9 protein-coding genes are annotated in these 12,677 nt (G+C 33.7%); all 9 read right to left on the bottom strand.

The genetic code is table 11. From position 1 onward, the window contains the following. Positions 1-5: 5 nt before the first annotated feature. The 9 genes from C683_RS06010 to C683_RS05970 all read right to left on the bottom strand — a co-directional run bounded on the left by C683_RS06010 (position 6) and on the right by C683_RS05970 (position 12,664). A complete protein-coding gene (locus tag C683_RS06010) occupies positions 6-1,751 on the bottom strand; it encodes a glycoside hydrolase family 13 protein (RefSeq protein WP_009492020.1) in 1,746 nt (581 codons plus the stop codon). Further along, on the bottom strand, positions 1,744-3,351 hold the full coding sequence (locus C683_RS06005; RefSeq protein ID WP_009492018.1) for an alpha-glucosidase: 1,608 nt from the start codon (positions 3,349-3,351) through the stop codon (positions 1,744-1,746). Before C683_RS06005 ends, C683_RS06010 begins: the two co-directional genes overlap by 8 nt. Before the next feature lie 43 nt (positions 3,352-3,394). Beyond that, positions 3,395-5,650, bottom strand: coding sequence for a glycoside hydrolase family 65 protein (locus tag C683_RS06000; RefSeq protein ID WP_009492016.1), 2,256 nt, complete (start codon positions 5,648-5,650; stop codon positions 3,395-3,397). A gap of 200 nt (positions 5,651-5,850) precedes the next feature. Next, complete coding sequence (locus C683_RS05995; protein ID WP_009492014.1) at positions 5,851-9,279, bottom strand: discoidin domain-containing protein; 3,429 nt, start codon at positions 9,277-9,279, stop codon at positions 5,851-5,853. A 177-nt stretch (positions 9,280-9,456) separates the two neighbouring features. Further along, a complete protein-coding gene (locus C683_RS05990) occupies positions 9,457-10,185 on the bottom strand; it encodes an epoxyqueuosine reductase QueH (RefSeq protein WP_009492012.1) in 729 nt (242 codons plus the stop codon). A gap of 1 nt (position 10,186) precedes the next feature. Continuing rightward, positions 10,187-10,852 carry a lipoprotein intramolecular transacylase Lit gene (locus C683_RS05985; protein ID WP_009492010.1) on the bottom strand — a complete coding sequence of 222 codons (666 nt, stop codon included), beginning with the start codon at positions 10,850-10,852 and terminating at the stop codon, positions 10,187-10,189. After that, a complete protein-coding gene (locus tag C683_RS05980) occupies positions 10,840-11,601 on the bottom strand; it encodes a TIGR01457 family HAD-type hydrolase (RefSeq protein ID WP_009492008.1) in 762 nt (253 codons plus the stop codon). Before C683_RS05980 ends, C683_RS05985 begins: the two co-directional genes overlap by 13 nt. Next, positions 11,594-12,064: a YutD family protein gene (locus C683_RS05975; RefSeq protein WP_009492006.1), complete on the bottom strand. Its 471-nt coding sequence runs from the start codon at positions 12,062-12,064 to the stop codon at positions 11,594-11,596. The genes C683_RS05980 and C683_RS05975 overlap by 8 nt, the downstream gene beginning before the upstream one ends. A gap of 15 nt (positions 12,065-12,079) precedes the next feature. Next, complete coding sequence (locus C683_RS05970) at positions 12,080-12,664, bottom strand: lysophospholipid acyltransferase family protein (protein WP_009492004.1); 585 nt, start codon at positions 12,662-12,664, stop codon at positions 12,080-12,082. Positions 12,665-12,677: the final 13 nt, after the last annotated feature.

The following is a 12,677-nucleotide window of genomic DNA, read 5'->3' as shown; positions in this document are numbered from 1 at the left end:
ACCGCTTAGCGGTTCTTTTCTTTTTCTTGCCAAAGGATATAATCCCAAGTTCCATCACTTCTTTTTTCCCCAGCGATTTTATTGTCTTTTTCTACTACAATTCCTTCTTTTCCTTGAGCAAAACAGCCGATGATTTTTTCTTTATTTCTTGCTCGAACTACAGTAATTTGTTCTCGTTCCTTATCATATTGAAATTCAATCGTGCCATCACTTAAAATCATCGCGTATTTTTTCCGCCATAAAATCATCTCATGCATCTTTTCCCACAACGATTGATTCCAAGTACTTTTATCCCAATTCATACAAGCTCGATTCAATGGATCTGGTCCACCTTCCATCCCAATTTCTGTTCCATAATATAAGCAAGGAGTTCCAGGTTGTAAAAATAAAAAAGCAAATACTTTTTCTAGTAATTCAACGTTTCCTTTCATCTGCGTTAAAATTCGCTCTGTGTCATGAGAATCTAGTAAATTCAATTGATAGCGATTTACCTCATCCTGATAAAGCATGAGTTGTTGATACAAAACAGAGATGAACTGTTCTTCATCGATTTCTTTTTGTACAAAATATTGGACAATACTCTCACAATAAGCATAGTTCATCGTGCCGTGGAATTGATCCCCTTGTAGCCAAGGTTGAGCACTATGCCAAATCTCACCTAATAAATAGATATCCTTTTTTTCTTTGACACAAGCCTCTTGAAATTTTCGCCAAAATCGGTGATCTACTTCATTGGCTACATCTAACCGCCAAGCATCGATATCTGCTTCTTCAATCCAATAGGTTGCGGCTTGTAATAAATATTCTTGTACTTTAGGATGAGCTGTGTTCCATTTTGGCATGTGTGGATTAAAGGCAAATGTATCATAATTTAAGTTTTTCCCTACTTCTGCATTTTCTGTTACTTGATATTCTGGTTTTTCTCCTTCAATATGATACCAAGAATAATAAAGAGAATCTTTTCCATAATGTTGTACTTCTTGCCAAAATGCCACTTGATCTCCTGAATGATTAAAGACAGCATCCAACATCACTTTCATCCCTCGTTGATGGGCTTCTTGAACTAAACGTTGAAGATCTTCTTTTGTCCCAAATTGAGGGTCAATCATAAAATAGTTCCAAGTATCATATTTATGATTAGAAGAGGCACAAAAAATCGGACAAAGATATAATCCGTTAACTCCTAATTTTTCTAAATCATCGAGATGATCTATAATTCCTTGTAAATCTCCACCAAAAAAGTTTTCTCGTGTAGGAGCTGTAGAGCCCCAAGGTAAGGTCCCTTCTGGATCATTACTAGAATCACCATTCGCAAAACGCTCTGGAAAAATTTGATACCAAACCGTTTCTTTAACCCACACTGGTGCTTGATAGGCATCCACTTCATGTAAATAAGGCAAAGAGAAATAAAAATTTGGAATGGTGTAATATTCTTTTTTTAAAGGATAAATTCCTCGATCTCCATAAAAAATACATTCGGTTTCATCACAAACCTCAAAGGCATATTTTAAACGGCGATACGGAGGATGAACAGAAACTTGCCAATAAAAATGTTCATTGGTTTTAGCGACAAGTTTCATCTTTCTTTTTTCTTGTAGCCATTGTTCTCCGTCTAATTCATAAGGGTCTCCCCATAAGAGAAAAACTTCCTGAATCTCTTTTCCAGTTTTTAATCGAAGATGAACTTCTCCTTTTCGATAAAGATATGCATATTCACTTTCTGGTCGATGTTCAATTGCTGCTTTATTCATCTTCTTCCTCCTCAATCACTACACTTGCCCATGGGGCAAAAATCCAAGTTTTCCCTTCTCTTTTTATTCCTTGCTCTAACAGAACTTTTCCTGTAAATTTAGAAGTCATTACTTCTTTTTCACTTACATTACAAAGAACATACGCTTTTTTTCCTTGATATTCTCTTTGATACGCATAAAGTTCTGGGTAATGTAAACGTTGATAAGTTCCTTTCGTAAATAATTCCGTCTTTTTCAATGCTAATAACTGTTGATAATAATGCCAAATGCTATCGACTTCTGTCTTTTGATCGTGGACATTATAGATTTTTTCTTGATTGCCTCCAAGCCAAAAGGAAGACGAACCAAATCCTAAATCTTCTGCATCCTTCCATTGCATAATGCCTCGACTAGCATTTCTTGTTTTTTTAGCCAGTTCAGCTAATACTTTTTCTTTTTGTTCTCCGTTGGCAATTCGCACTGTCGCTTCTTTTTGTAACTCTTTTTCTTCTAACTCATCGATGGAAGAAAGTTCATAATTTTTCATGCCAATTTCTTCCCCATACAATAAAATCGGAATTCCTTTTTGTAAATACATTAAAGTTGCCAGCGTTTTTTGACTCTCTGCTCGATACGTTTCACTTCCAAAACGACTGACCATCCGTGGCATATCATGATTATTCCAATATAAAGTAGGATATCCTTTGGTTCCAATCTCTTCTTGCCACTCATCCATCGTTTGTGCAAATTTTTCCCAAAACGCTCGACTTCCCTCTTTTTCATCAGGAAAATAACGAAAAGAAATTACACTATCACATTCTGTTTTCTTGGGAAATACATAGCTTTTTGCCTGTTCTACTCCAGCACTCGCCGCTTCTCCTACAAAAAAGAGGTTTGGAAATTCTTGGCGTAACGTTTGGCAAAACTCTTCTAAATACGTATGAACTTCTGGAAGATGGGCATAACATTCTTCTTGAATTTCATACTCTCCTTTTTGTTTTCCTTCTGTAAAATTTGCTTTTCCTAAATGAATAAAAGCATCTAAGCGCAAGCCATCAATTCCTTTTTTTGCCCAAAAGCGAGCAATTTCTAACATTTCTTCTCTTACCTTTGGTTCCTTCCAATTTAAATCGGGCATTTTTTTATCAAAAAGATGGAAATAATATTCTCCATTCTTTGTTTGGTCAAAAGTAGAACCGCCAAAAAAGGAAGCCCAAGCATTCGGACGCTCTTTAGTAAAATAATAGTAAGAATGATAAGGACTCTTTGTATCTTTAATCGCTTCTTGGAACCATGGATGTTGGTCAGAAGTGTGGTTGAGTACAAAATCAAAAATCAATTTCATATCCCGAGCATGCACTTCCTTGATGAATTGTTCAACATCTGCCATTGTGCCAAATAAAGGATCAATCGTTTGATAATCGATAATATCATACCCATTATCTACTTGTGCTGATAAAAAAATAGGATTCAACCATAACGTATTCACTCCCAGTTCTTTTAGCGTATCTAGATTGGCAATAATTCCTTGAAGATCTCCTACACCATCTTTATTTTGATCCATAAAACTTTTAGGATAAATTTGGTAAATGATTGCTTGTTGACACCATAAATCGTTCATCTTTTCCTCCTAGCAAAAAAGAGCTGACCGAGCAGCTCTTTTTTTATTTTTCTAATGGAACATATAATTCATTTTCTAATGAATATTCTTTATCATAAATAGAAAGTACCATTGGTTTTCCTTCTAATAATTGTACTTCAACGCCCGCTTCACTAACTTTGATGAACAATAAACGTCCACGATAGTTGATATGGAACGCATATTGTTTCCATTCTGTTGGTAAGAAAGGTTGGAAATGCAGTCCATCAAAAGTACGCATTCCAGCAAAACCTTCGACAATAGATAACCAACTTCCTGTCATTGAAGTGATATGTAGGCCATCTTCTGTGTCATTGTTATAATTATCTAAATCTAGACGAGCTGTACGTTTATATAATTCCACTGCTTTTTCATTTTTCTTCAATTCAGCGGCTAAAATCGCATGAATACATGGAGATAAACTTGATTCATGTACTGTCATTGGTTCATAAAATTCAAAGTTACGACGTTTTTCTTCTAGCGTAAATTCATTATTGAAATAATATAGTCCTTGTAATACATCGGCTTGTTTAATAAAGCAAGAACGTAAAATTTTATCCCAAGACCAGTTTTGATTTAATGGCAAATCTTCTTTGGCTAAATCAGAAACTGGCATTAAATCTTTATCTAAAAACGTATCATGTTGGACAAAGATTCCTTTTTCTTCATCTTTTGGTTCATACATATGTTCAATAATATCTGTCCATTTTGCTAGTTCAGCTTCAGAAATTCCTAGCTCTTCTTTACGATATGCATAAGTATTTAATGTTTCTTTGGTGTAAGATAACACCCATTTGGCTAAGCGGTTGGTTAACCAGTTATTGTTGACATTATTTTCATATTCATTAGGTCCTGTTACCCCATGAATCATGTATACACCTTTATTTTTTGCATAATGAACACGATCTGCCCAGAATCGAGCAACTCCTGTCATCACTTCTAATCCTTCATGTTCTAGATAGCTTGTATCTCCTGTATATAGCGTATAGCGATAAATAGCGTAGACCATTGCGGCATTACGGTGAATTTCTTCAAACGTAATTTCCCATTCATTATGACACTCTACTCCAGTAAAGGTTACCATTGGGTATAACGCACCTTTTAAACCTTGTTGGCGAGCATTATGATAAGCTTGTGGCAATTGTTGGAAACGATATTCCAATAAATTACGAGCAACTTTTTGATCAGTTAGTGCTAAATATAAAGGTAAGCAATAAGCTTCTGTGTCCCAATACGTTGCCCCACCATATTTTTCTCCAGTAAATCCTTTAGGTCCAATATTTAATCGTGCATCTTCTCCATAATAAGTAGAGAATAATTGGAATAAATTAAAACGAATTCCTTGTTGGTCTTCGACAGATCCTTCAATTTCTACATCTGCATATTTCCAACGTTCTAACCAAGCATTTTCTTGTTGCTCTTTTAATTCTTGATAAGAAAGAGATTGTAAGCTTGCTTGTTTTTCTTTTGCTTTTGCTAATACTTCCTTTTCTTTATAATCACGAGAAGTCGTCACAATAATACGTTTTTCAAATTCAATTGCTGTATCAACATCCACTTCTCCAAAGAAGTTCATTGTTACTTGAAGTTCTTCTTCATTATGTCCGCTATAGCTTAAGTTTTGGACACGATGATCCATATTTGCAGCGACCGTAAATTGCTCAATACCAAAGGCATTAGGAATCGTTTGCACGACTAAGCCACCTTCTTCTTTCGCGATCGATTGCCAAAACATTTCATCATAGTTCGCATCTTCATTTGTCACTTCATTATCTAAATAAGAAATGATTTCAACCTTTGCTTTTTGATTACTTGTGATTTTTACATTCACAGCACATAATTCTTTTGTTGTTAGAGAAACAAAACGCTCAAACGCTAATGTAATTTTTTTGCCTCCACGTAAAATCGTATAGTGACGTTGTAAAATTCCATGCTGTAAATCTAAGCCTAAATAGAAATCTTCATATTGTTCTGTAGCTAAATCAACTTCTTTGCCATCAATGGTAATTTGTAGGCGTAAAAAGTTCATTGCGTTGATCACTTTTCCAAAGTATTCTGGATATCCATTTTTCCACCAGCCGACACGAGTTTTATCAGGATACCAAACACCACCTAAATAAATTCCTTGATGATGATCTGCAGAATACGTTTCTTCAAAATTACCACGCATTCCCATATATCCATTCCCTAAGGAAGTAATGCTTTCTTGTAATCGTTTATCTTCTTTATCTAATGTTGTTGTATAAACCTTCCATGGATCTACTGCAAATTTTCGTTTCATCGTGATCCTCCTCTCTTTTCTTCTTTTTCAGATTATCATGCAACCGATTGCATGTCAAATCTATATTCAATATTTATAGATAATAACTAAAATACACTGCGATATTTTTGCAATCGATTGCAACTTTGTGCAATAAAAAATCCCAGGTCATAGACCTGAGATTTTACCTTTATAATATAAAGCTATCTTATTAGGGACATTTAATTTTTCTGACGAGCTTCACCGACAAGCATAGAAACTTCAACTGGACTTGTTGCCATCAAAATACTATCTTTGTAGTATTCTTTATCTTCTTTTGAAAGATTTGAACAAGCTTCTAATTTTTTCAATCCAGATTCTTGGAAACGTTTCATTTCTTTTTGATTTTCTGCATATACTTGGTTGAAAATTTCATTCATTTTATCTACAGAATGTGCCTTTTCAATTTCTGTTTTGGCTTGATCTGTATCTACTAAAGCTAAATCTTCTAATTGGTTGATTAATTGTGTACGAACGACAGCTACATTTCTATGTTGCTCTTTTACTTTTTCAATCATTTCTTGCACTTTTTTCACAGCATCATATTTTACTGCTTTTAATAAAGCTGCTTTTTGGTAATGATTGACTTCTAAACCTTTCACTTCTTTTGCTAATTCTTCTTTTGATTGCTCTTTATCTGCTACTTTCGTATCTGCTTCAAAGAAGTTTAATAATTGACCAGAGAAGAAGCGATTTAATATTTTACCATAAGTTTGGTTTGCTTTTAATGCTACATATTTAGCTTGGACTGGTTTGTCTAACGTAAATGTTTTCATTTCACGACTAGCAGAAATATTAGTAAAGGTTTGTGCTAATTTCCACTCTTTACCATCTAAACTTGTGTAAATAGAAACTTCTTTTAATTTACCATTATCATTTCCCGCTTGACGAGGTAAATATTGGATAGTTTTTAAGTTTTTCACTTGGTTAAATTCTACACTGTAGAATAAGTTATCATTTCCGCCCCAATCATTGTGCCATAATGTGTTTTTATCACCATCAATCATATTTTTCGCAGCTTCATCTGTATTGTTGTGTTCGGAACAGAATTTGTATAAGGAAATATCAGAAACTGGAATATATGTTTTTTGGTCTGTACTTGCCGTAAAGTTAAATTCTTGTGCTGAACTTGCCATTTGTTGACCATGAGCTGCAGAACGGAATTTCACTTTTTGATCCCCAGCAAAACGAACTGTATTTGTATACGGTTTCCATTGACCATCTTGATCTTGATATTCTAATGGTTGGTTTGAGCCTAATAAACGGTTTTCTAAATCATTGACATGGAATTTCTTATCTAAGTTTCCATCTTCAATTTCAATTTTATGAATTTCATCCGTTCCTACAAATGAAATTTGAATTCCATCTTTTGCATTGATTTTAGCAATTTCTTCTGATGATAATTTTAATTTTTTATCATTTACTTCTTTTTTCGTTTTGCCACCATCTAATGAATATTCCCAACGAATATCAGAATCTTGATAACGTTCATTCATTACGATAGTACCTGCATCTTTTCCATCAAAAGAGAAAGTAGCTACAGTCATATCACGATCTCCTAATAAGAAATCAGCCATTCCACGACAAACGTTCGCTTGGATATATTCTGAATCACTTACTTTCTTCATATCTTTCAATGTGCGTAAGCGTAAAGAATCAATCGCTGCTTTATCATTTGCAGATTTCATTTGAGAACGAATTTCATTCATCACATCAACAAATGGTAGTGGATAATATTTCAAGTTTTTCGCTACTTCTTTTGCAAAGCGTAAGTAATCTGCATCAGAAACATTTAATGATTTCATATTTTTTAATAAGCCCATAATGGAGTCCATATTTAGTCCTTCAACTTCTAATGCTTTTTGATATGCTTTCACTTTATCTTCTGGTGAGTTAAAGCTATTTGCTAATAAATTGTAGTAGTTTGCATTCATAAAGGCACGATAATCATTTAATGCTGCTTGAGCTAATAATACATAACTACCATTATAATTTGTAGAAGAATATTTAGGTCCCCAGAATAAGAAATCTCCACGATCTGATTTCATAAAGCCAAAGATATCATTATAAATATTCCATACTGGTTTTCCATCTTTTTTATCATAGACAAAAGATGCAGCATGTCCTGGTTGTCCACAAACTGCAGCAGGTAAACCAAATACTTGTTGGACATTAGTGTAAGTTTTTGCTAATCCACCACAAACAGAACCTTCCTCAAAGACTTGCCATAAGTGTTGAATGTTTCGGTTGGTATATTCTTCTTCACTCGCATATAATTCTTTGAAATCGTATTTTTTATTCCATTTTTCTGCTTGTTTTAAATCATGATATTCTTCTTTACCATAGTTATAGCCATCTGTATAGTTAATGTAATTATAGGCATCTAGGTAATTACGACCTTTATCTTTTTCTTTTAAGGCATAATTTGCAAACCAATTAATTTCTGGAGTGTGCATTTTAGCATTGACAACCCAACGTAATAATACAGGTGGTAATGTTTCAAAGTCTTTAATATTTCCTGTACGGATTCCTTTGGCCATTGTTCCATTCTTATATAATTTTTTGAATGAAGCATAACGCTCTGTAGCTACAGAAGGTTGTCCAGAACCTGTCCAGAAATAAATATCACTACCATGAGTAATCGCTGTCGCGATTGCTAATTTTAATAAGACTGGACTTGTGAAATCATCATGGTAATTTTTATATAATTCAGTCCAAGATTTGATTACTTTATCTGTTGAAGCTGCACGGTCCATTTCTCCTGCATGGATAAAATGAGATAAGGCATTGTAGTTATTTAATAACCAGTTTAATGCTTCGGTTGTTTCTTGGCTATTTTTAGTTAATTTATTGATTGTATGATATCCACAACGAGCAATAAAAGTACGTTGTAAGATCAATTTTTTAATCGATTCATTTAAAGTATTGTTATTTGCTGCGTATGCTTTTTTAATTTCTTCATCATAAACGCTAACTGGTTTCACCACAGCTAATGATTCTCCAGGTGCATCACTATACTCTTCTGTTGTTAACATTGGATTTCCGTAAGCAGCATGATCATCGCCATTTCCATGGTTATCATTTGCTTCTAAACGAATATATTTTGCTCCTTTAACGTTTACGCGAATTAATTTTGCTTTAGAATCAGCACTTAATACTTCGGTATGATCGACTTCTTTCCAATTTTTATTATCTTCTGATGTATATACTTTAAACGAAACAGAACCACGATTTCCACGTGAATAATCTACACCGACATACGTTTGGAAAATTGGATATTTTTCTGAATATTCTGAGATATTATATTCTACTTTTGAATAGGCATGAGCAACAATTCCTTCATCAAAAGTAAATACTTCATCATTATCCAACTTCAAGCGGATTGGCTGATTGTCCAAGTTTTTATTGACTTTCAATTCGCCCCAACCAATTTTTGTATAACAAGGGGTTAGTTTTGTTAAAGAAATACGTTCATCTTTATGTTCTTTAACTGCATCTACTGTATGTTTTTTATCATTTTCTTCTTCTGCAGCAAATGCATCGACGTTTGTTAATAAACCAACGCTAAATAAGCAACTTGCGACTGTTGTATATAGTGTTTTCTTTTTCATTTGGGGTATGTTCTCCTTTATACGTGTCATTTATTAATTCAATAGTACAAGATTCACAATAAAATGTGTTATCAATATTTTCTCATACTTTAGATATTTTTCAAAAAAATACTATTAATAAACACGGAAATTAAAGGAAAATTAAAAAGCTCAGTCGATCTTTGACTGAGCTATTTTCTATTTTTGATTCTGTTGAATATTCCATTCAATTTGTTCTCGTAATTTAGGAATGGCTTCTTTTGCTTCTTTGCTAATTGCTTTTAAATCTAATTCTTGTTGTCTTGCCGCAAAGACACAACCACAATAACATTGACGGTAAATATCATAAATTTCACACATCTCTACTGTTCTACGATAGCCATTATTCTTTTTAAAATCACTAGGTAGATAAGAGACAGCACGCTCTTCTTCTACATCTAATCCCACTTCATTGATCACTTGGCTATTTTTGTGCGGAGAAACTGTCAATGCACTAGCAAAATAGTCATAACCTAATTCTGCTGCTTTATCCGCTACAGAAGAAAGACGCATATCAAAACATAAATGACAGCGATCTCCGCCTTCTGGTGCTTCTTCTAATTTAGCTTCTTGAACCATTTGGACAAATTTTTGTGGCTCATAAGGAGCAGAAATCAATTGAATATTTGTTCCATAATCACGATTAAAATCTTGGACAAATTTTTCTTGTACTAAGCGACGACGTTCATACTCCGTTGCAGGATGAATATTAGAATTCGCAAAGTAAATATCCACATCGGCATATTTTGTTAAATATTCTAGAGTATATGTACTACAAGGAGCACAACAACTATGTAGTAAAATTTTAGGTCGAAATGCTTCTTTCTCCCATTCTTGAACCATTTTTTGTAGTACTCGATCATAGTTAATCTTTTGATTTTTGTGCATTTTATCTAGCACTTCTTTTGCTTCTATCACTATAGTTTTCCTTTCTCTTAATATAAATTTTTAATGCTATACTGATTATCAAAAGCAGCATTCCCCAATAACAGAAATAAAATTGGAATAACGATTCTGGTAAAAGGTAAATAATTGAATCTTCTGGTAAATGAAAAAGCCATTTTTGATTAGGAAAAAGTAACAAATGGAATACCGTAAATAACGGTCCAAATGCTAAAATCATTAAGCCAAAAAGAAGGAAAAATCCTTTTTGTAATGAAGAAATCCACTGTTTAATCCAATACCATTGATATTTCAAACGAAAAAGGCTCCAATAGGCTGGTAAACTTAATAAAAGACCTACACTATTGTTTAATATAAACCAAAAACGCACCTCTGCAAAATGTTGCTTTGCTGCTAAAGAAGCAGAAAAAGGAGCGAGTGGTAATGTAGATTGCCATCCTTGAAGATAAAATAATAGATGACGAAATAAGCTTTCTAATTCGCCTACAGAAGTATGTGTTTTCTGAGCAATATCAGAGGCAAAAAAGAAATCAAAGCAAAAATAACTATTCCACACCAAAAAATTACAAAAACAAAAGACAAAGAGAGTGACCCAAAATAGAGCCTGCTTTGTCGATTGTTTTCTTTTAAAATAAGTTTTTATAGTTTCCATTCATCTAATGAATTTAAAACATGAGTCGGTTGTTCTGGTAAAGTAGGTACTTGTTCTTTTTTAGTAAAGCCTGTCAATACTAAAATCGATGGAATATCATTATGAATTCCTGCTAAAATATCGGTTTCATAATTATCCCCTACCATTGCGACTTCTTGTTTATCTAGTCCTAATCGTTGAACAGCCCCTTCCATCATAATCGCTTCTGGTTTTCCAATGACAGTGGCTTTTTGTCCTGTCGCAGTTTCCAAGTAGGCAATGGATGGGCCAGCACTTGGCATTAATCCTTCATGGGTAGGAATATTGCGATCTGGATTCGTTCCAATAAAAGTCGCTCCTTTTTGAATCGCTAAAGATGCGGTACTTAATTTTTGGTATGTTAATTCACGGTCTAAACCAACCACGACAAAAGATGGATTTTTTTCTTCATAAGAATATCCATGAGCACTCAAACTTTGTTTAATTCCTTCATGACCAATCCAATAAACCGTTTTTTCTTTTCCTAAGCGATCCATATAATCTGCTGTCGCTTGGGCAGAAGTATAAACGTGGTCTGTCGTTACTTGGATAGAAAATTTCGTCGCTAACATCCGAACAACTTCTTCTGGTGTACGACTACTATTATTCGTCACAAATAAAAAAGGAATTTTTTCTTCTTGTAAACGTTCTACAAAACGTTTCCCTGCTGGAATAATTTCATCTCCTAAATAGATGGTTCCATCTAAATCAATCAAATATCCTTTATACATTGCGTTCTCCTCTTTTTTTTCTTTTCTTTGGATTTGGTTTTTTCTTATTTTTATAATTTGGTTTCTTTTCTTCTTGTTTCTTATGGTTGCGTTTTTTCGGTGGAATATAACGACCTTTTTCTCCACTTAAACGTTCTAAAACAAAATAAGGACAACCAAAATTACAATATTCATATAAATAATCTTCTAAAGTAGAAATTTTCCATTCTTTTGGTGTATTTTTCACATCATCATAGAAAAAACCACGAAGACGTAATTGTTCAAATCCCCAATCTCCCACGATAAAATCGTATTTTAATAAAAGATCAATGAATTTTTCTTGAAATACTTCTAGTTGAAACGCATCGCGATAATTTTCTACTAATTGAAAAACAACATCTTCTTGGTAGACAAAAGTCTTTCCTTCTACCGTCGAAAGCTGCCATAGTGGCGCTTCTTGAATTGGTTCTTTTTCTTCTTTCATCGTATTCATCTCTTTCTATTTTTCCTTATGTAATTCAGAAAAGGCTTCATTTAACTGTTCCATCAATTGTTCACGCCCTGCTTCATCTGTGGTTACTGTCTTTGTATCAATAGGATCACCAAAGCGAATCGTCATTTTATGACGTAACAAAATATCTTTAATAGTAAGTGGTCCTTCATATACGGCAGGAACAATCGGTACACGACTCATTTTAGCAATCAAAGCAATCCCACCTTTTAACTCTTCTGAATGACGTGTGCCAGAAGGAAAAATCATTAAGCTCAAATCTGTTTTTTTCAAACGTTGAACTGGAAGTTTAATCGCACTAGGTCCTGGATTTTTACGGTCTACTGGGAAAACATTCACTTTGCCTAATACCCAAGAGAAGAATTTATTTTTAAATAATTCTTTTTTCGCCATAAAAGTAAATTGTTTAGGTAAACAAGCAATCGCTAGCACTAATGGATCCCACCAAGTTTTATGGGGAGCCGCTAAAATATAATTCCCTTCTGGTAACTTCTCTTTATTTTCAACTTTAATTTTGCCATTTAAAATATAAAAAATTCCTTTAATAAAGGAAAATGCAACTTTGTAAAACATAATTTCCTCCGTT

Origin of the sequence: Catellicoccus marimammalium M35/04/3 (assembly GCF_000313915.1) — a bacterium.
GTDB lineage: Bacteria > Bacillota > Bacilli > Lactobacillales > Catellicoccaceae > Catellicoccus > Catellicoccus marimammalium.
Note: the sequence above shows the minus strand (reverse complement) of the source record. Positions and strands in the feature narration are given on the sequence as shown.